21 protein-coding genes are annotated in these 19830 nt (G+C 58.5%); 12 read left to right on the top strand and 9 right to left on the bottom strand.

The window, feature by feature from the left end; translation table 11 throughout:
* Positions 1–3: 3 nt before the first annotated feature.
* The 8 genes from Q0X23_RS14775 to Q0X23_RS14740 all read right to left on the bottom strand — a co-directional run bounded on the left by Q0X23_RS14775 (position 4) and on the right by Q0X23_RS14740 (position 8683).
* Positions 4–1155 (bottom strand): dihydrolipoamide acetyltransferase family protein, encoded by a 1152-nt coding sequence (locus tag Q0X23_RS14775; protein WP_297860983.1) that lies wholly within the window; start codon positions 1153–1155, stop codon positions 4–6.
* Positions 1152–2291: an extracellular solute-binding protein gene (locus Q0X23_RS14770; protein ID WP_297860982.1), complete on the bottom strand. Its 1140-nt coding sequence runs from the start codon at positions 2289–2291 to the stop codon at positions 1152–1154. The genes Q0X23_RS14775 and Q0X23_RS14770 overlap by 4 nt, the downstream gene beginning before the upstream one ends.
* Complete coding sequence (locus Q0X23_RS14765) at positions 2288–3304, bottom strand: carbohydrate ABC transporter permease (RefSeq protein WP_297860981.1); 1017 nt, start codon at positions 3302–3304, stop codon at positions 2288–2290. Before Q0X23_RS14765 ends, Q0X23_RS14770 begins: the two co-directional genes overlap by 4 nt.
* Positions 3301–4434, bottom strand: coding sequence for a carbohydrate ABC transporter permease (locus tag Q0X23_RS14760; protein WP_297860980.1), 1134 nt, complete (start codon positions 4432–4434; stop codon positions 3301–3303). The genes Q0X23_RS14765 and Q0X23_RS14760 overlap by 4 nt, the downstream gene beginning before the upstream one ends.
* Positions 4435–4483: 49 nt before the next feature.
* Entirely contained in the window at positions 4484–5956 is a 1473-nt protein-coding gene (locus Q0X23_RS14755) for an ABC transporter substrate-binding protein (protein ID WP_297860979.1), read from the bottom strand.
* A 132-nt stretch (positions 5957–6088) separates the two neighbouring features.
* The gene (locus Q0X23_RS14750; protein WP_297860978.1) at positions 6089–7009 is read right to left on the bottom strand and encodes a carbohydrate kinase; all 921 of its coding nucleotides are present in this window, start codon (positions 7007–7009) and stop codon (positions 6089–6091) included.
* On the bottom strand, positions 7006–7659 hold the full coding sequence (locus Q0X23_RS14745) for a transaldolase family protein (protein ID WP_297860977.1): 654 nt from the start codon (positions 7657–7659) through the stop codon (positions 7006–7008). The genes Q0X23_RS14750 and Q0X23_RS14745 overlap by 4 nt, the downstream gene beginning before the upstream one ends.
* A 1-nt stretch (position 7660) precedes the next feature.
* A complete protein-coding gene (locus Q0X23_RS14740) occupies positions 7661–8683 on the bottom strand; it encodes a LacI family DNA-binding transcriptional regulator (RefSeq protein ID WP_297860976.1) in 1023 nt (340 codons plus the stop codon).
* 301 nt (positions 8684–8984) lie between these two features.
* On the opposite strand from Q0X23_RS14740, the gene Q0X23_RS14735 reads away from it, so the two are divergent.
* The 4 genes from Q0X23_RS14735 (at position 8985) to Q0X23_RS14720 (ending at position 11903) form a co-directional block, all read left to right on the top strand.
* Positions 8985–9902, top strand: coding sequence for an aldose 1-epimerase (locus Q0X23_RS14735; RefSeq protein ID WP_297860975.1), 918 nt, complete (start codon positions 8985–8987; stop codon positions 9900–9902).
* Positions 9903–10027: 125 nt separating this feature from the next.
* A complete protein-coding gene (locus Q0X23_RS14730) occupies positions 10028–10789 on the top strand; it encodes a 50S ribosomal protein L11 methyltransferase (protein WP_297860974.1) in 762 nt (253 codons plus the stop codon).
* Positions 10790–10812: 23 nt separating this feature from the next.
* Positions 10813–11511, top strand: coding sequence for a 16S rRNA (uracil(1498)-N(3))-methyltransferase (locus Q0X23_RS14725; protein ID WP_297860973.1), 699 nt, complete (start codon positions 10813–10815; stop codon positions 11509–11511).
* Positions 11508–11903, top strand: coding sequence for a hypothetical protein (locus Q0X23_RS14720; protein WP_297860972.1), 396 nt, complete (start codon positions 11508–11510; stop codon positions 11901–11903). Before Q0X23_RS14725 ends, Q0X23_RS14720 begins: the two co-directional genes overlap by 4 nt.
* A gap of 342 nt (positions 11904–12245) precedes the next feature.
* Here Q0X23_RS14720 and Q0X23_RS14715 read toward each other — a convergent pair whose 3' ends face one another.
* Positions 12246–13139, bottom strand: coding sequence for an AEC family transporter (locus Q0X23_RS14715; protein ID WP_297860971.1), 894 nt, complete (start codon positions 13137–13139; stop codon positions 12246–12248).
* Between the two features lie 126 nt (positions 13140–13265).
* Between Q0X23_RS14715 and Q0X23_RS14710 the strand changes: the two genes are divergently transcribed.
* From Q0X23_RS14710 to accC, 8 genes are all read left to right on the top strand, one after another.
* On the top strand, positions 13266–13712 hold the full coding sequence (locus Q0X23_RS14710; protein ID WP_297860970.1) for a hypothetical protein: 447 nt from the start codon (positions 13266–13268) through the stop codon (positions 13710–13712).
* Positions 13713–13792: 80 nt separating this feature from the next.
* Positions 13793–14461, top strand: a complete 669-nt coding sequence (locus Q0X23_RS14705; protein WP_297860969.1) for a response regulator transcription factor — start codon at positions 13793–13795, stop codon at positions 14459–14461.
* 60 nt (positions 14462–14521) lie between these two features.
* Positions 14522–15481 (top strand): ATP-binding protein, encoded by a 960-nt coding sequence (locus tag Q0X23_RS14700; protein ID WP_297860968.1) that lies wholly within the window; start codon positions 14522–14524, stop codon positions 15479–15481.
* Between the two features lie 22 nt (positions 15482–15503).
* Positions 15504–16166: a phosphate signaling complex protein PhoU gene (phoU, locus tag Q0X23_RS14695; RefSeq protein WP_297861243.1), complete on the top strand. Its 663-nt coding sequence runs from the start codon at positions 15504–15506 to the stop codon at positions 16164–16166.
* A 126-nt stretch (positions 16167–16292) separates the two neighbouring features.
* Entirely contained in the window at positions 16293–16736 is a 444-nt protein-coding gene (locus Q0X23_RS14690) for a universal stress protein (protein WP_297860967.1), read from the top strand.
* Positions 16737–16984: 248 nt separating this feature from the next.
* Positions 16985–17539 (top strand): elongation factor P, encoded by a 555-nt coding sequence (gene efp / locus Q0X23_RS14685; protein ID WP_119339317.1) that lies wholly within the window; start codon positions 16985–16987, stop codon positions 17537–17539.
* A gap of 318 nt (positions 17540–17857) precedes the next feature.
* A complete protein-coding gene (gene accB / locus Q0X23_RS14680; protein ID WP_297860966.1) occupies positions 17858–18379 on the top strand; it encodes an acetyl-CoA carboxylase biotin carboxyl carrier protein in 522 nt (173 codons plus the stop codon).
* 53 nt (positions 18380–18432) lie between these two features.
* A complete protein-coding gene (gene accC, locus Q0X23_RS14675) occupies positions 18433–19776 on the top strand; it encodes an acetyl-CoA carboxylase biotin carboxylase subunit (RefSeq protein ID WP_297860965.1) in 1344 nt (447 codons plus the stop codon).
* Positions 19777–19830 lie beyond the last annotated feature (54 nt).

Here is a 19830-nt window from a genome sequence, read left to right as displayed (position 1 = left end):
TCATCAAAGGGCCAGCAGGCACAATGGATCGGTAAGCCGCTGGCCCAAAGCTTGCAAGAAACGAGCAGCGGGTGCACCGTCGGTCGCGCGATGATCAAAGGTAAGCGAAAGCGGCAGATGGGGCCGGAAGACCACTTCTGGCCCGTCCTGCACAGGGCGCAAACCCACCGCGCCGACGCCCAGGATGGCTACCTGGGGTGAATTCAGAATAGGGGTAAAAACCTCGATGCCCAGGGAACCCAGGTTGCTAACGCTAAAGGTGCCCCCTTGCAACGCTTGCGGTGCTGCCTTCCCCTGGCGAGCCTCCTCGCTCAGTTGCCGGACTTTTTGGGCTAACTCCAGCAAGCCCAACCGCTCGGCGTGCTGAAGAACCGGAACCAGAAGACCCCGTGGGGTATCCACCGCAAAACCCAGGTGCACAGCCCGGTACTGATACAGGGTATCGCCCACCAAGCAAGCGTTAAGTTCGGGGAACTGTGGCAGGGTGCGGGCCAGCGCATAAAGCAGCAGGTGATTGAGATTCACTTCTCTAAAGCGGGGATCGCTGTGGTGCTTGAGCTCCGCTCGCAGCTTGAGCAAACCCTCCACCTCTACATAGGCTTGCAGGGTAAGCTGCGCACTTTGCTGGAGCGAATGCAGCATACGCTCAGCCACCCGCTTGCGTACACCCTGCAGGGGTACGGCTTGCCAGGGCTCGGGGGGCGCCAACGAAGCGAAGCCGGGCCCTGAAGCGGATGGAGGGGAATGCTCCAGGGCTTTGCAAACGTCGCGCTCGATGATTCGACCGCCCGGCCCGCTTCCGCCGATGCTGACGCTCTCGAGGATCTCCTGAGGTGCCAAGCGCCGAGCACGTGGGGAGATACCGGGCTTCCTTCTATCGGAGGCCGGGGGCAGGGGGTGGGTGGGTGCACCGGCCCCTGGTTTGCCCACGATGGCGATGGGGGTTTGCACCGGCACCTCCTGTCCAGCCTCGGCCAGGCGCTGCAGCAGAACTCCGTCGGCAGGGCTTTCCACCTCCATTACAGCCTTGTCGGTCTCGATCTCGCATAGCACCTCACCGGCCCGTACCGCCTCGCCCACCTCTTTTTTCCAGGCCAACAACAAGCAGCTTTCTACCGCGTTGCCGGGCTTGGGCATCCGCACCTCCACCATCATCCGACCCCCTCCGCAGCCTGCCGACCCTCACGATCCATGCGTTCCAGGGTGGCCTTTGCCGATTGTTCTCCCCGCAAGAAGGACTGCAAGTTTGCGGCTACCACGGCCTCCACTGCTGCGTAGCGGGGATGCTTGGGGGGGAACCAGGCGTAGTGAAGGGCTTGCTCTAGAAGATACCAGCGGCTGGCCTCGAGCGTGTTGGGGGGGGTTTCCTGACGGATGGCTTCCAGGGCATCCCTTCGCGCAGGCAGGGTACCCTGCCGGGCCTCAAACAGCTGGGCCTCTCTCGAGGTCAGGTGTCTTAGCAAAGCCAGCGCCAGGGGACGCTCGGTGCTGGATCGGGCCAGGGCAAAGGTGTGGCTGCCGGCATAGGTAGCCCGCCGCACGGGCCCCTTGGGGTACAACGCCAGGCCCAGCAGGTCGCGAATGGGGCTTTTTTTGTAACGGTGAAAGCTACCCGGCCAGTCGGTGGTTAGGCTGGCTTCTCCCGCGGCAAAGCAGGCGGTTACCGCATCGAATTCCCACTCGGTGGTTTCTTTGGGGGCGCTCTGGCTTAAGGCAGCCAGGATGTTCAGGGCCCAAAGCCCTGCCGGGTGCTGCGCATGAGGATAGGGCGGGTCGGCTTCGTACAGGTAGTGACCGGCACTACCGCACAGCTCAAAAAAATGCCCGAACAGCCCCGAGCCCTTTCCAGGAAAAACGAATCCGTATTTCGGTTGAGATTTAGCCGTCAGCACCAAAGCCTCCCAGGTCGGGGGGACTTCTGCTACCCGGTCGGTGCGGTAGTGTAGCAGCTTGACATCCAGATTGCGCGGTAGACCGAAAAGCACCCCCTCGATGCGGGCTAGCTCCAGGGCCCTGGTATCAAAGGCAGATAGCTCTTCTTGGCTCAGAAGTTCGTCCAACGGTTGCAACCACTGCTTTTGCGCGGGCGCATACTTCGAGTGGGTAGAGATTAAGTCGAAACCTGCGCCCTGAGCAAAGGCTTGGGCAATGCGCTGGTTGAGGTCGGGATGGTTGGCCGCTCGGACGACCTCGATATCCACACCTTCGTGCTGGGCAAAAAGCTCGATGGTCTGGTACAGGCCGTCGTACATCGGGCCGCCCACCACCAGGGCGCGTATGCGGGGTTTCATCCTTTCACCGCCCCTACGATCAGGCCTCGCTCGATATAGCGCTCCAGCACGAATGCCAAAATCACTACCGGCAAAATCATCAACATGATGATCACCGACATGTACCACCATTCGGTTCCACGGGTACCGCTCATGGCCGCCACCATAAGCGGCATGGTCTGGCTGTTGGCCTTAGAGAGAAATAAGGCCAGCAGGTACTCGTTCCAGGCAAAAACCAGCAGTAGCAAAAAAGTAGCCACCAACCCCGGAGCGGCGAGCGGAAGCACAATAGTCCAGAAGATTCGGTAACGGCTGGCGCCATCTATCTGGGCGCACTCTTCGATGTCGTGGGGGATGTTTTGAAAGTAGTCACGCATCAACCAGACGGCGATGGGCAGATTGATGACGGTATAGCTGATGATCAGGGCGGTGCGGGTGTCCAGCAGGCCCAACTGCTGGAAGAGCAGGTAGATGGGGATGACCACCACCACCGGGGGCAGGATGCGGTTGGAAATTAGCCATAGGGCAATTTCCTCGTTCCCGAGGTGTTTCTTAAAGCGCCTGCCCAGGGTTTGTAGACCAAGGATGAGTCCCACTAAGCCCAGTCCCACCGCTGGCTGCCAGGGCATCCCTGAGGCCACCAGGCCCACCACCAGCGCCAGGCAAGCCACAAACAAAACAATAGCGCCTACCCGTGGGTGGTATTGGAACCGCGTAAGAGCGTAGGCCGCGTTGGTGCCTAAAAAGAGGGCCATCAGTGCACTGCATAAGGCTACCACCGCAGTGTTGACGTAGGCCCGACGTACATCGGATCCCAAGGTACCCAGCACGTACTCCCAAGCGTGCAGGCTCGGTTTGAAGTCTACCCAGGGTAGATAGACAGGGCCGCTGTTGACATCCACAGGCAGTTTAAAGGAGGTGATCAGCAGCCAGTACAAAGGAAACAACACGAATACCGAGGCCAGCCCCAAGGCCAGGTAGGTGAGGCCTACCTGCCAAAGGGAAGGCGCCAGGGGAGAACGACCCCGCCTCATACCTGCCCCCTGGCCCTGGGTAGTATCCAAGCAGCGTACAGGCTGGTAATCAGGCTCACCAGAAGCATCAGCAGAAAGCCCAGGGCTGCAGCCGTACCGATATCCAAAGTGCGCCAGGCAAAGTAGGCGTGGAGGGTAATGGACTCGGTGGCGGTACCGGGGCCGCCATTGGTGAGGATGTTGGGTAGATCCACAATCTTGAATCCCTCAATCAACCGAATCAATACCAGGGTAGCGCTGGCCGGTAGCAAATAGGGAAAGATGATGTGACGAAAAACCTGCCAACGGCTGGCCCCATCTACCGCGGCGGCCTCGACCTGTTCCTGGGGTACGCTTTGTAGCGCAGCCAGCAACACAATGAAAGCAAAGGGGGTCCACTGCCACACGTCTCCGATCAAAACGGCCAGCCGAGCACCCCAGGGGTCGTTGACCCAGGAGAACCCCGACAATCCCATGGCCTCCCAAAGGGGAACCAAGGGACCTTTACCGGTATCGGTGAGCATGCGGAACATATAAGCCACTCCAATGGGGGTGATGGCCAGAGGCAGGATGAACAGCACCCGGAAAAAGCGGGTACCCGGCAGGCGTTCTGCACAAAGCAAGGCCAGTCCCAGGCCGAGCAAATACTGCAAGGCGGTACCGGCCATTACGTAAAAAAGGGTGGTTTGCAGGGTGCCCATACGGGTTCCGGGCCACAGGCGGCTCAGGAAAAGCCAGGTAAAGGCCAGCAACAGCAAGCCACCCAGCAAGGGTTGCCCTAACCATATCCAGACTGACCGTCCTGCCCGCCAGCGGTGGTACATTACCACCCCCAGGACGAGGGCCAAGAGTCCCATCACCACCAGCGCCCAAAGGCCAGCTCCCGGCTGTCCCAAAAAGTGCCCCTGTTCGCTGCCCAAAAGAAGCTTGCGGTAGTTGGCCAGCCCTACAAAAGTTAGCTCGAGGCCTCCCTCACTAAACCGCAGGCGGGCTAGGGAGCTATACAGCGAACCCACCAGCGGAAATAAGACAAAGGCCAGGATTACCAGTACCGAAGGAAGCAAAAAAACCGTTGCCGCACGACGCTCGAGCCAGCCCACAAACCGGATCCAAAGACCAGCTTGCTGCAGCTTGTTTTCTACTTTTTTCATCTCTTATATCCAGTGGCGGGTGGGGGCGGCCGCCCCCACCCCATACGGTCTATCTTCCGGCAATCCCCAGCGAGGCCAGGTAGGCCTGTAGCTGCTTCTGTCGCCCTTCGGCGTTGGTGATTTCCTCCCAGCCGTTATGGATTTGTTCCTGGGCTTGTGCAATGGTAAGCTGACCGGCCAGGTATTCCGAGAGCACTCGGTCCAGCACCACCTGTTGGTACTGCTGGGCCTTGGGAATTCGTAGATCTAGCACCATGTTGGGGCTGTTGAGGCTCTGCTGGATAGCGGTCAGGTAGTTGCGGGCCCCGGCCTCGCTAAAGCCAGCCGCCACCCAGGTCTGAATGTCGCGGAACTGCGAGACCCGGTAGGGGTTAAAGCCGGTAATGCCAATGGTCACGTCCTTGTTCGACTGAGCAGGCTGGCTCATGTAGCTGAAAAGTGCGTACGCCGCATCCTTCTTGGCCGCCGCTGCTTTGGCGTTGATGCCGCCCGACCAGCCCCCAAAAGCTGCGTAAGGGGCACGGTTGACCCCATTGATGGCGTGTGGGCAGAGCTGTGCGTTGCAGTTAACCAGGTTGCCGGTGTTCCGATCCAGTATCCTGCGGCTACCCGGCAAAATTACGGCCCCCACCAGATCCTTGACCTTGGAGGTTTGAGGATCGATGGACAACGGGCCTATATCCCCCCAGTCAATCGAGAGGGCACAGCGCCCACTGGTGAAGAGCCCACGGGTATCGCCCACATCCAGGTTGAGCTCATCGGGTGGGCCAAAACGGGTGGTCTCTTTGTACACGCGTAAGGCCTCAGCAAAAGCCTGATTTTTCACCAGCGGCTGCATATTTCGGGTGTCGAAGAAAGCGCCCTGGCGCGTACCCTGGGTCTGGACATACCCTCCCAGGATGCTCATAAACATCCAGTAGCTCTGGGCGTTGCGCTTCTTGGCGATACAGCTTCCAAAGTCGGGGCGGCCATCCCCGTTCATGTCCCGTCCATTGGCGCGCTGGGCGATGTTGAGGTAGTCGTCCCAGGTCTGGGGGGGCTGCAGACCGAGTTGACGCAGCACATCGGTGCGGTAGTAGACCATCTGGAAGTCGCCGTCCAGCGGGATGGTCAGAATTTTGCCTCCGTACAAAGCGCTGAACTCACGGAAGAACACCCCGATGTCGCTCCACTGGATGGCGGTATCGGCCCGCACCCGTGCAGTCAGATCTTCCATAATACCTGCGGGAGCAAAGTCGGCCATCCACTGGGGTGCGAAGATCCAAGCATCGTAGCTGTTGGTGCCGGTGGTTGCGTCGGTCAGAATTTGCTGGTACAGGTCGGAGAAAGGCACCACGGTCACGTTAACTTTGGCCCCGGTAGCCCGCTCAAAGGCGGCTGCATGGCGACGAAGGGGCTCGGCAATTTGGGGACCGGTAAAAGTCAGCACATTGATGCTGACACCCTGAAAGCGCCCGGTCTGGGCCAGGGCCGGAACTAGAAACAAGACTAAAAAAAACAACCGTGCAAGATTTGGTATCATGCTGACTACCTCCGCTGAGGAGAGATTTGACTTAGGCCGAATCGTTTCCTTATGTGCGCGGGGTACCCAAGGCTGGCGTGGCTCTACGGCTCATCGTTGGCGCGCTGGCTACAGGGCCTCGCCACCCTGGGTTTATATCACCTCCTCCTGCCAAGGGGGGTCTGCCCCAGCCCGGGTGCAGGTTAGGGTAGCCACCTTTGTCGCAAACGAGAGCAGACCGGCAATCTGCTCGAGGTCAAGCGAAGCCAGTTTCGTACTGGAAGTGAAACCAGAGTGGTTTAGACCCGCCAGTAGACCTGCCATGAAGGCATCCCCGGCACCCACGGTGTCGACAACGGTTATTTGGGGGGCTTCAACCCGCGCTTCACACGTCCGCGAAAAGGCCGCTGCCCCAGCGGAGCCCAGGGTTACTACCACCCACTCGGGGCCTAGCTCGAGCCATTCCCGGGCAATTTGCTCTATAGATAAACCCGGATATAGCCAGTCCAGGTCGGCCTGGCTGACTTTGACCAGGTTGCTTTGAGAAAGCCAACTCCGAAGGCGTGCTTTATAGGCTTCTTTATTCTGAATCAGAAAAGGTCTTACGTTGGGATCGAGCGAGATCAGGCGCCGACCGGCCTCTCGTCGCATCAGGGTCTCGAGGGTGCTGGCGGTGGGCTCGAGCACAAGCGAAATTGAGCCGAAATGCAAGGGCGCTCCATCGGGAAGTGTGTGGGGCAGATCCTTTGGATTCAGCAGCGTATCGGCCGTTCGATGGGCGTAAAAGGAAAAGGACTCCCCCTGTGCGCCCGGAGTTACCACGGCCAGGGTAGTGAGTTCGGGGCCTTGTGCAGTGTAGCTGAGGTCAACCCGGCTCTTCTGGAGATGTGCCCGCAGCAACTGCCCAAAGAAGTCGGTGGAGAAACGACCCAAAAAGGCCACCGGGGCACCCAGCCGCCCCAGGCTGAGCGCTACATTGTAGGGCGAGCCGCCGGGGTGGGGGCTGAGTAAAAAGCCGTTCCGACTCTCCACGGGCTTGAGATCAATCAAGGCCTCACCGGCTACCACGATCATAAGCTCACTTCCTGTATGGCCTGCTCAAAAGCTTCGGCGGCCTCGAGGGTCATAGGCTCTTGAAAAAGCCTTTCGGCAATTGGTACCGAAAAGGTTATGCACCGCACACCCTCCTGTGCAAGTGTCACCAGGTCGGCGGTGCTTCGGATAGAGGCGGCCAGTATTTCAGTTCTGGAACTTGTGTGCTTCAAGGACTCAGCCATTTTCGCGATAATTGCGTACCCGTCGCGCCCTGAGTCGTTGATGCGACCCAGGTAGGGCGCCACGAAGGTTGCACCCACCGCAGAGGCCAGCAGAGCTTGAAATGGGGTGTAGACAGCCGTGATGCAGGTGTGTACTCCCTCAGCGGCTAACCGACTGGCTGCGCTCAAGCCCTCCTGGGTCGCAGTAAGTTTCACAACCACCCGCCCGTCGATGCTGGCAAGAAACCGGCCACACTGATAAAGGACTTCGGTTTGACGACCCCAGGCCTGTAGAAATACGGCCCTTGCTCCTGCCTGGAGCACTGCCTGGGTGAAGGAGGGTAGCTCGGCGATAGAGAGGCCGCTTTCCCTTAGAATCAAGGGATTGGTGGTCACGCCATAAAAAACACCTGTCCTAAGCAAGGGTTGCAGCTGGCTCAGGTTTGCAGAATCCAGGAAAAGTCGCATCTTAACCTTCCTCGTTTGGCCGGGTGGTTGACTGCCGGATCAGCAAGCGGGTTTTCAGTCGTAAGGTTTGGCTGTCGAGCGACTTCTTCTGTCGCAGTAATGACACTAGGGTCTCACAAGCTAAAAAACCGATCTCGTAGGCGGGCTGAGCCACCACCGTCAGAGCGGGTTTCATCAGCTGGGCCCAGCGGGTATCGTCGAAGGAAACTAGCGAAACCTGATCGGGTATGCGCAAGTCCAGATCGCGGATAGCCTGTACTGTTCCGGCAGCCATCTCGCTATTTCCCACAAAAAGGGCCGTGGGCCGATCGGCGGGAGGGCGTCGAAGGAGTTCCAGGGCAGCGGCATATCCACCCTCCTCCTTGTGGTACCCGATGGCAACAAGCCGCTCATCGAACGTAATTCCGGCCTGCTCGAGCGCCTGGCGATAACCTTCGAGCCGTTCCTGCGCGGTTGTGATGACCGGCTCACCAGCTACCATCCCGATTCTGCGGTGTCCGAGTTGAATTAGGTGCTCCACTGCTTCACGGGCGCCCAGGATATTCTCGACCAACACCGCGTGTACCCCTGGGGTGCCACTAGTACGATCCAGTTCGATGATGGGCAGGTTGCGCATGCTAGGAAAGCCGTGTAGGTGCTGACGAGTCTGGGCGGTGGGTACTAAGAGCAGTCCTTCAGGTAAGTGACTTTGCAGCTCTTGTAGGTAGCGAGCCTCCTTTTCGGGTTGCTCGTCAGAATTGAATAGAAACACCATATAGCCGTGTTTCTCTGCGGCGTCCTGAACACCCTTTGCCAAGGTGGCATGGAAAGGTGCCAGAATATCCCCCACAATCAAACCCAGTAAGTGGTTCTTTTGCTTTCGTAAACCCCTGGCCAACTTGTTAGGCTGGTACCCCAGTTGTTGCGCTGCCTGCAAAACCCGTTCACGGGTTTCGCGTGCAACCAAATCGGGTTTGGTTAGCGCCCGCGAAACGGTGGACGGTGAAACTTTAGCGATATTAGCTACATCTGCAATTTTGATCATATTTATATCGAGGCCTGCAATCGTTGTCACTTCTAGAAAACCAAGAAAATACGTCCACTAAGGGAAAGGAGAACTTAGTTACTTATTTTTTTGACAACGATTTCAGAAATCTTAACGCACCGCTGGCCGATCTGTCAAGATTTGAAATTCGCCGACTCAACTTAGCTCTTTGAGGAATCTCCTCTTTGCTGGAATGGTTCCCCTATTTTTACTCACAAAGTCTCACTTGTGTTTGTCCGAGTAAATCGAAGCCTTCGATGATTCGCCCCAAACCCGGCCCGATTTTGTACGCTTGAGGCTGATGAACCTTCAGATCTTGCAGAACCCTCTTTTGCGTCTTACGGTTGCGCCAGAACTCGGGGCCAGTGTGGTGGGCCTCGAGCTCTATGAACAGGGCTTCTGGTTACCCGTTTTGCGCCCTACTTCGCCGGCAGCCCTGGTACAAAGGCACTCACCCGATACCTCGAGCTACTTGCTGGCCCCCTATTCCAACCGCATCCGGGATGGGCGCTTTCAGTTTGCGGGGAGAACCTACACGCTTCGCCCAAACTGGATCGATGGACGGCAAACCATTCACGGAGAAGTTCACGGACGGGCCTGGAAGGTGCAGCGTTTTGACGAGCACATCTTGCAGTGCGATTTTGACGCTCGAGCTTTCCCAGACATCAATTTTCCTTTTCCCTTCACCGCACAAATGCAGTACTACCTGCTGGACGACGGCGTCGAAATCCTGACCGCTTTGCAAAACGTGGGTACCGGGCCGATGCCGGCGGGCTTTGGACATCACCCCTACTTCATGCGCCACCTGGGCAACTCTGCCGAAGCCCAGCTCTCCTTCGAGGCCGAGCGAGTCTACCTGACCGATGCTACCGGCATTCCTAACCGACCTGCGGAGGCCATCCCTCCACAGCTCGACTTCTCGCAGCCCAGAGCACTGGGCATGGCTGCCCTGGATCACGTTTTTGTCGGCTGGACGGGGGTACTGCACCTAGAATGGCCTGGTTCGGGCTGGCAGCTGGAGCTCCGCGCAGACCCCATTTATTCGCATCTGGTGGTATTCACTGCACCGGACGGGAGCGTGGCTTTGGAACCGGCGACACATGCTACCAATGGCTTTAACCTGCTGGCACAGGGGTGGAGCGATACGGGCGTGCAGGTACTGGAACCCGGTGGTTCAATTTCGGGCAGGATTCGCCTCACCCTCAGCAAGGGTCAGTAATACGGGGTTTGCTGCCTGGCGCATAAACAGTCAGGCACTCATGTTAGATCGAGGCATCGCTACCCCCCCGTCAATCGGCCTACAAATCAGGGGGCAGCCTGGCATCTAAAGCGATAAAATACGGTATGCACGTTTTTCGTCTGCGCGGTGACTTTGAAACTGTGGACATTTATTCAGCTGCCCTGTTCGACCTGGGGGCCCGGGGCCTCGAGGAAAAGCCCGGTGAAGTATGGGCCTATTTTCCCGAACGCAGGGAGCTGCCCTTTCCGGGAGAGTGGCTCGAGCTCCCAGACACCGACTGGCTGGAGGCCTACAAGCGGGACTTAAAACCGGTGGTAGCAGGGCCTTTTGTGGTGCTGGCCCCGTGGCACGAGTGGGGCGGCGAGGAACAGCGGATCATCATTGAGCCGGGCATGGCCTTTGGCACCGGTCATCACGAGACCACCCGCATGGCCCTGGAAGCCCTGGCTGAGCGTGTGGAGCCGGATATGCGCGTCCTCGACCTTGGGACGGGCTCGGGTATCCTGGCTATTGGGGCGGCCATGCTGGGGGCCCAAGCGGTGGGCATCGACATAGACCCGGCGGTGATTCCCCAGGCCAGCGAAAATGCAAAGCTGAACCAGGTTAAGGTATCCTTCGAGCTGGGCAGCCTGGACGATGTAGAAGGCCCCTTTGACCTGGCGGTGGCCAACCTCTATGCCGAGCTTCACGCCTATTTTGCCCCAAAATACCGGGGGCTTTTCGGTATCTGCGGAACCCTTGTCTTGAGCGGCATATTGGTTGAGCGGGAGGCCCTGGTTCGGGAGGCTCTCGAGGCCAGCGCTTTCGCGCTTCTGGCCCGGCGACAGGAGGGCGAGTGGGTTTGTCTGATCTACGCCGCACGCTGATTCCCCTTCAAAAGGCTTAGTACATGCGCCCACACCGTGCTTTTGTTGAGGTTATCCGATCCGAGGTTGAGCTATCCGGGCGGGAAGCACACCACCTGCTGGAGGTGCTGCGGGCCAGGGAAGGCGATTTCTTAAGTGTGTTTGATGGGAAAGGCCTGGAGGGCCGTGCTCGAGTTTTACAGCTCGAGCAGGGCTTTGTACGCCTGCAAGTCGTAGAAACCTGGCCGGCCCGCAAAGAGCCGCCACAGACCATAACCTTGTTTGTGGCTCTACTCAAAGGTGACCACTTAGCTGAGGTGGTACGGGCGGCTACCGAGCTGGGGGCCAGCCGGATTGTGCCCATCCTGACCCAGCACTGCGTGGTAAGAGAACTAAGCGAAAACAAGCTACTGCGCCTGCGTCGGGTTGTGCTCGAGGCCGCCAAACAGTGTGAGCGCAGCGTCGTACCCGAAGTCACGCCCATGCTACCCCTCAACGAAGTTCCGACCATCGACCAGGGCTTTGTGGCCCATCCCAGGGTCTCGCGCCGGGTGCGGGACACCTATAACCCCGAAAAGCCCACGGCCCTCCTCACCGGCCCCGAGGGGGGCTTAAGCGAGGCTGAAGTTGAATTCCTTGAACAGCAAGGCTTCACGCCCGTCACATTAGGGCCCCGTATCCTGCGGGCCGAGACCGCCCCCATTGCTCTTTTGAGCCTGGTTACGGCAGGGGAAGGATTATGAACTACCTGCGCTGGATTCTTTTGCTGGGCTGGCTGCTGCTGCCAGGCTGCCGCTATACCTTCCTTCCGCTGGATCCTGGTCGGGCTACGCTACCGGACCGCACCAGCCTGAGTGGAACCCTGGAAACCATCGAACGTGGAGCGGTCGCCAAGCTGACTGTGCGGCGCATGGCCGAGCCGGGCTACCTCGAGCTGCGCTGGTACAAGGGCGATCAGCTCTTCCAGGAGCGCTCCATCTGGGTCGAACAACCGGGCACTTTCGAGGCCCGCTTTGATCGTCTGGACGATGGCTATTACCGGCTCATGGTGCTGGTGCAGAAAAGCCCGGTCTTGCAGCTCGAGGTCGGCACCCCCTTGCTTCCAGCGCCGCCTGCGTCTCCACCCGGTTCCTGAACCTAGGGAATAGGGGTCAGGGGACAGGCGTTTGAAAACCGCAACCTACCTCCTGTCGTTCACTCCCACCTTGCGCGTCGCTGAGAGTTGGGTATCTGGCTGAAGTTGGTATTAGGGCTTTGAAATGCACTACCTACTTCCTAAGTACAACAACGTTAGGAATTTGCTCTACCCGAAAAGGGGAGCCCATAAGCTGCGCCGCTTTGAAGACCGGCCACTTCTTTCGCCGAGACCGTCACCACAAAAATCTAATGTGGGCGCACTTAACATCCCGCACCTTGTGCATTACTGAAAGTTGGCTACACGCGTAAAGCTGGTGTGGTGAGGGTTGTTTCCGTGGGCCTAACCCAGGCCAATCCACAGGAGCACCACCGGAATCGTGAGGAAAGATAAGACCGAAGAGGCCACCACCGCCCTGGCCGCCCGGAGACCATCCCCACCAAACTCCCCCGCCATCAGAAAAGCATTCACCGCAATGGGCATGGCGCTTTGCAGTACCAGCACCTGAATGTCCAGACGCTCCAGGCCCAGAGCCCACCCGGCCAGCCCAGCCAGCGCAGGGGCTGCTAAAAGCCGCAGGCTGCTGGCCTGAAGCTCAAACTGTCCCCACTCGGGTTTGGATTTGGCAATCTGAATACCCAGTGTGAGCAGCATTACCGGAATGCAGGCCTGGCCCAGAAGATGTACCCCTTCGTCGAGCCCCAGGGGCAGCGGGATACCCAGCCCGCGCACCAGCAAGCCCCCAGCCAGGGCCCAGAACAGCGGCAGCCTCAGGGTGAACCAGAGGCTTTGCACAAACCCGCCCCCCCGCAAGAAGGCGGGTCCCAGCCCAAACATCAGCACGCTGCTGGCAATGAAGAATACAATGGCCCGATCCAGACCGGGCTGCCCCAGGGCAAAAAAGGTGAGGGAAAGCCCCATGTTGCCCGAGTTGGGAAAAGTGGCGGAGGCAATTAGGGTCTTGCTCGAGCCCTGGTCGAGGTGCAGCCATTTGCTGAGCCCCAGCCCCAGGAAATACAGCGCCACGGAGGCCAGGAAAAATGCTGCCGTAATCCCGATCACACTGGCTCCGGTCAGTTTAGCCCTGAGCATGGCATCGAAAATTAACACTGGAACCAGCACGTAAATGGAAAGTTTGGAGAGCGTTTGCAGGTCGAAGTCTATGCGCTTGCCGACCAGATAGCCCATCAGAACGATAAAGGCGACGGGGACTACCGTGTTGAGCAGGGCTTCCATACCACGGCGTAGCTTACCCGAACATCCCACTGAGAACCATACCGGCAGACCCGCAAAGCTTTGGTCTGTGATGTACAGTCAACTAATCAGTTTGGGCTATAAGCTCAAATGGATGAGGCACCAACCATGACCGACGGGCTGTTCAAGGTCGTGTTGGTACTGCACTTCGCTGCTACCTGGTTTTTGGTGGGGCTCATCTGGATGGTGCAGGTGGTCCATTATCCGCTTTTTAACAGGGTCGGGTCGGCGGAGTTTGCCGGCTACCAAAACGCCCACGCCAACCTGATTACCCTGGTGGTCGGGCCCCTGATGCTGCTCGAGCTGCTCACTGCCGTTGCTATCCTGACCTTGTGGCCCTCGAGCCTGCCCGTCTGGGTGGGGTGGTTGGGCCTGGCTTTGGTGGGGGTAATCTGGCTTACCACCATGCTGGTATCGGTGCCGCTGCATGCAAAACTGGCCGCAGGTTTTGACGCCCAAGCCCATGCTCTGCTGGTGACGACCAACTGGATTCGAACCCTGGCCTGGACGACGCGGGGGTTCCTGCTTGCCTGGGTGTTGTACAGGGGGTTGTAGGGCGTTACCCTTTGCAGGTGTGGGCTTGTGGGTACCTGGCATGACATTTGCTTGACAGGGGTGAGACTAAACTATTAGAGATGTCGAAATTGCTCTTGGTCGAGGACGAACCCTCTGTCCGGATGGGGTTGCGGCTTTCGTTATCCAAGGCCGGGCATCAGGTTCTGGAGGCGCCTACCGCCGGCGAAGCCTGGGAGAAGCTCGCCGGTGCCGACCTGGTCATCCTCGACTGGATGCTTCCGGATGAGCCTGGGGTGCGGCTCCTGGATCGCTTGCGCCGCGATGGGCGCTACGAAAACCTACCGGTGCTGATGCTCACGGCCAGGGCCAGCGAAGGAGACCGGGTAGAGGGACTGACCCGTGGGGCTGATGATTACCTGACAAAACCATTCTCTACCCCCGAGCTTATTGCACGGGTGCAGGCCCTGTTACGCCGTGTGGGTAAAAGTGGGCGGCTGGAACGAGGCGCGCTGAGCCTGGATCTGGAGCGGCATCAGGCTTTCCTGGACGGACACGCCCTCGAGCTCACCCGCCGGGAGTTCGAACTGCTGGCTTTTCTAGCCCGACACCCGGGCCGGGTCTACACCCGCGAAGAACTCCTGGAGCGGGTCTGGGGTCAGGAGTTCTTGGGTACGGCCCGCACCGTAGATCAGCATGTAGCGCAGCTACGGGATAAATTGAGTGAAGACCCTAAGGCTCCCCGCTTCCTGGAAACCCTGCGCGGTGTAGGGTACCGCTTCAGAGAGTGAGGGTTGGAATGCTCAGCAACCAGCCCTGGCCCGGCCCGGCTCAACCAAGCCCCTAGCCTCATGGATACCCTCTTGAAAGATGCCTGGGAAGCAGCCCGCGAAGGGGTGATGGTCTTTGCAGAAGACCGGGTGCTGTATCTGAACCCTGTGGCAGCTGAGCTGCTGGGCGTCGAACGCGACAGGGTGCTGGGCCGCCCGTTGCTGCTGGCCTTACGCGACCACAAACTCGAGGCGCTCTGCCGCATTGGAGGCGAGAACATTATCGAGACCCGTAATCGTACCGTGTGGGTCAAAGCCGTGCCCGGCATCCTGCTTTTGTGGGATCAAACCGAGGAAAAAAACCGGGTCGAGGCCCTCGAGGAGTCCAGCCGGATGCTGGCCCACGAGTTCCGCACCCCCGTGGCCGGGATGCTCTCCTTGCTGGAAGCCTTGCAAGGCGGCCTGAAAGGCCCGGACGCACAAGAAGCCTTGCAGATGCTCTACCAGGAAACCCAGCGCCTGCGGCGCCTGGTGGAAGACCTGCCCCTGACCCGCCGCCCCTCGCAGGAACGCACCTTTGCCCTGGAAGAGTTGCAAGGCCGCCTCGAGCGCTTCCTGGCCCCCCAACTGGCCGAAAAGTCGGCCTGGATTCAGTGGCAAACCCCCCATACCATCCGGGCCAACCCCGACGCGGTGTACCAGGCCCTGCTCAACCTGCTGGATAACGCCCTGAAGTATGGAACCGGTGCTGAAATTGTGGTTGTCAGCGGGCAAAACGCCGATGGGGTGTGGCTCGAGGTCCGCAATCAGGGTCAGCCCCTGGAAGAGTTTGAGAAGCTCTTCCAGGCCGGCCAGCGCGGGGTACATGCAGCCAATGTGCGCGGCACAGGCCTGGGGCTGGCCCTGGTGCGGCGGCTGGCGGCGGGGTGGGGCGGCACCGCTTATGGACGCGCCCTGGAGAACGGTAATGCTTTCGGCCTGACATTCCCCCTCCATACCGGTACTGCCTATAATCGTCTGACAACCCAAACACCTGTTTAAACTGGAGGTACGGAGTATGGCTATGCGCGAAACCCTGGATCGTGAACTGAACCACCTGACCGAACAGACCATTCGTATGATCTCGCTGGTACGCGAGATGGTGGATAAAAGCGCCAAGGCGCTGGCCGATCAAGACCCCCGGCTGGCCCAGGAAATTATTGCCCAGGATGCCGAGGTGGACGCCCTGGAGCTGGAAATCGAGGCCCAGACCATCACCCTTATGGCCCGCCAGGGGTTGGTGGCTTCGGACTTGCGCTTTGCCTTTACCATCATCAAAGCCCTGACCGACCTCGAGCGGGCCGCCGACTACGCCGCACACGTGGCCGAAGACGTGATTGTGCTGGCCAAAGAGCCCCCGCTCAAAAACTACATCACCCTGCCTGATATGGGCCGCCGCCTGACCCTGATGCTCGATCTGGTTTCTAAGGCGATTGCCGAGCGTGACATTGAAGCTGCCAAAGAAATATTCCGCCGCGACGACGAGATTGATGGCCTCTACGAGGAGGTCTCGCGCGAACTCTTGACCTACATGATGGAAGACCCCCGCACCATCACCAAAGCCCTCACCCTGGGCCGGGTGGCCCGTAGCTACGAGCGCCTGGGGGATCACCTCGAGAATATCTCGGAGCGCATTATTTACTGGCTCACCGGCAAAATGGAGAAAAAGCCCGAAGACGTATTTTAGAAAACCGGCTTGCCGTTGGCTGCGCATCTTTCTTGAGGGACACAAGCCCCTGGGGTACAGGTTTAGGGTATTGACCAGAGCGAAAGCCCTGTGCTGCACTGACCTATACGCCCCAAGGAGGCTCTTATGTTCAAAAAAATCCTGATCCCCACGGATGGCAGCGAGTTTAGCCAGGGTGCCCTAGAGCAAGGATTGGATCTAGCCAAACTGTCGGGGGGAGAGGTGACGATACTTTATGCCATTGAAAGCCCGTACGAACCCTTCCAGAATTACGCCACCCAGCCACCCGAATACTTCGAGAAGCTGATGAATGACTATAAAGCTGAAGCCCAAAAAGTTCTGAGCCGCATTTCAGCCAAAGCTGAAACGAAGGGGGTTCATACCCGAGCGGTAATTGTCGAGGAACACCCCGTGCCGGCCATTCTCGAGGCAGCCAAGGAACATGATCTGGTCGTGATGGCAACTCACGGACGAAAAGGCATTGATCGCGTGATGATGGGCAGCGTCACCGATAAAGTGCTGCACAACTGCTCCACGCCTGTTCTGATCGTTCGGGGCGCAGCGGGATAGCTGATACACGAATAGTGTCGCAGCGGGGCTTGTTGGGCCTGGGAAACATCACCGTGTTAGGCGTAATGGTGGGGAAGGCGATAATTCCCACTAGGGGATGCCCTGCGTGATACCAGCGATCCGGCCTCGCTGCGATAGCTTAACTCAGGAATGGCCTTTTTCCCTGTGATGGGATGCTTATAAGTCGGTTCACCTTTTCTTTGCTAGCTTCATCCTGTACACTCTTGGTTTGGGTACGAGGAGGGCAAATGATTAGCGTTACCGACCTGCGGAATGGAACTAAAGTCAAGATGGATGGAGCACTCTGGCAGTGCGTGGACTATCAGCACCAGAAAATTGGACGGGGCGGCGCCAAAGTGGTCGCCAAGTTCAAAAACCTCGAGACCGGCGCAACCGTAGAGCGCTCATTCAACTCGGGTGAGAAACTCGAGGACATCTACGTTGAGACCAAAGATCTTCAGTACCTTTATCCGGAAGGGGATGAACTGGTATTCATGGATCTGGAAACCTACGAGCAGTTCCATGTCTCACGGGATATTTCCGAGGCCACTAAGTTCCTAAAAGAAGGCATGACGGTGCAGGGAGCCATGTACAACGGCCGTCCTTTGGACATTACCTTGCCTGCTTCGGTTGAGCTTAAAATTATCGATACGCCCCCTGGAGTGCGAGGAGATACGGTTTCGGGGGGTACCAAACCCGCTACCCTCGAGACTGGAGCAGTGGTGCAGGTACCGCTGTTTGTCGAAAATGAACAGGTTATTCGGGTGGATACCCGTACCGGGGAATACCTCGGTCGTGCCTGAGTCGGGTCTCGAACCCGCACTCTTATCGCACTCTTAACCATAGCGGCGTGCTTAGCACGTTGTTATGTACCTAGCACGGCCAAAAACGCCATACTGCTGTTATGTTGGACTAAACCAGCCCGTTCAGGCTCTATAGAAAGCCAAGCCAGGGCCAGATAGCTTAGTTGAAGCCCTTAATCCTTCCTTGCCGGCGGGCATTTTTTTGTTGGAGCGCACGGCCATATATACCTGCCTGCAATCAGTAAAACCAACCTCTGGGGCTTATACTTCTATAGGCAGTCTATGAAGCTATAGCTCAGTGCTGTTTCGGAGGCAGTCATGAACGCAAAGGAACTGAAGTCCATCCTCCAAGCCCTGCAAGAACATGAGGTGTCCGAGTTGACCCTCGAGACCCCCGATTACAAACTCACCGTCAAGCGTGGTGGTGAGGTGCAATATGTGGCTGCCCCAGCGCCTGTGGTGATCCAGCCGCCAGCGGTGGCTCCGGCAGCGCAAGCTGTGAGCCATGCGCCGGTTGCCACCCCAGCCCCAACCCCTGCGGCGGCACCGGCCCCAACGCCAGCTCCCAGGGTCGAAACGCCCAAGGAAGACACCAGCAAATACATCGAAGTCAAGGCGCCCATCGTGGGTACGTTTTACCGTGCGCCCTCCCCCGATGCTGAACCCTTTGTCAAGGAAGGGGACACCGTTAAAAAAGGCCAGGTTTTATGCATCATCGAGGCCATGAAGCTCATGAACGAAATCGAAAGCGAAGTATCAGGTGTGGTGAGGAAAATTCTGGTTGCCAATGGGGAGCCTATTGAGTACGGCCAAGTCCTATTTTTGATCGAGCCGGCATAAGTGCTGATGGCTAACTACCGCAATGCGCTACCAGTGCGTCTGGAGAGCCCTTTATGTTTAAGAAAATAATGGTTGCCAACCGAGGTGAGATTGCCCTGCGGGTATTGCGGGCTGCGCGGGAGTTGGGGATTAAGGTGGTGGTGGCCCACAGCGAAGCCGATAGCCAGTCGCTGCCTGTTTTGCTGGCCGACGAGGCCATCTGCATTGGGCCGCCCCCTTCGGCCCAGAGCTACCTAAATATTCCCAATTTATTGTCTGCAGCGATTATCTCTGGGGCCGAAGCTATTCACCCCGGCTATGGTTTCCTGGCGGAAAACCCTCAGTTTGCCGAGATGTGCCGCGACCACGGGATCGTCTTCATCGGCCCTACCCCGGAGTCCATGCATAGCCTGGGCTCCAAAGCGGGGGGACGGGAGATTGCCGCCAAATCCAACGTGCCCACCGTTCCGGGTACGGGGGTTTTGCAATCGGTGGAAGAGGCCCTTGAAGCCGCAGAAAAGATCGGCTACCCGGTGCTGCTAAAAGCCAGCGCGGGGGGCGGAGGGCGTGGCCAGAAAGTAGTGCGTTCTTCCGAGGAGATGAAAACTGCCTTTGCCCAGGCCCAGGTCGAGGCCCAGAACTACTTCTCGGATCCTTCCCTCATCCTGGAGAAATACATCGAACTGTTTCGGCATGTGGAAGTGCAGGTAATGGGGGATGGGAAGGGCCATGTGGTGCACGTGGGCGAACGCGACTGCTCGATCCAGCGCCGCAATCAGAAGCTTATCGAGGAAGCGCCCAGCCGCCTCGAGGAGTCCTTGCGCCAGGAGATTCTGGCAGCGGGTGTGCGCCTGGCCAAATATGTCAACTACCAGGGTGCGGGAACGCTCGAGTTTATCGTAGATCCCGACGGTAATTTCTACTTCATGGAGATGAACACCCGCATACAGGTCGAACACTGTGTCTCCGAGATGATTTCGGGTCTCGATCTGGTCAAGCTCCAGATAAAAATAGCTGCGGGTGAGCCTTTTACTCTGCAGCAAAGCGATATCCAGCTCAGGGGTCACGCCATCGAGTGTCGCCTGAATGCAGAGGACTACGAGAAGGACTTCCGCCCCAGCATAGGCAAGATCGAAACCCTGCACTTCCCTGGCGGCACCGGTGTGCGGGTGGATTCCCACCTGTATGCTGGCTACAGCATCCCGCCCAACTACGACTCGCTGGTGGCTAAACTCATTGTGCATGGCGAGAATCGGGAGGAGGCCATTGCCCGGATGCGCCGGGCGCTAGCCGAGACCGTCATCGAGGGGCCTGGGGTCAAGACCACCGTGCCCTTCCATCTCAAGGTCATGGACAATGCCTTCTACAAGCGGGGGGCCATTTACACCAACTTTGTGACTACCCGTATGTCGGAATGAGTGGCCTGTTGGACGCACTGGCTATGGTCTTCAACAACAGTGGGTTACGAACAC

Source organism: Meiothermus sp., from assembly GCF_026004115.1.
Classification (GTDB): Bacteria; Deinococcota; Deinococci; order Deinococcales; family Thermaceae; genus Meiothermus.
This window is presented reverse-complemented; position numbering and strand designations above follow the sequence as displayed.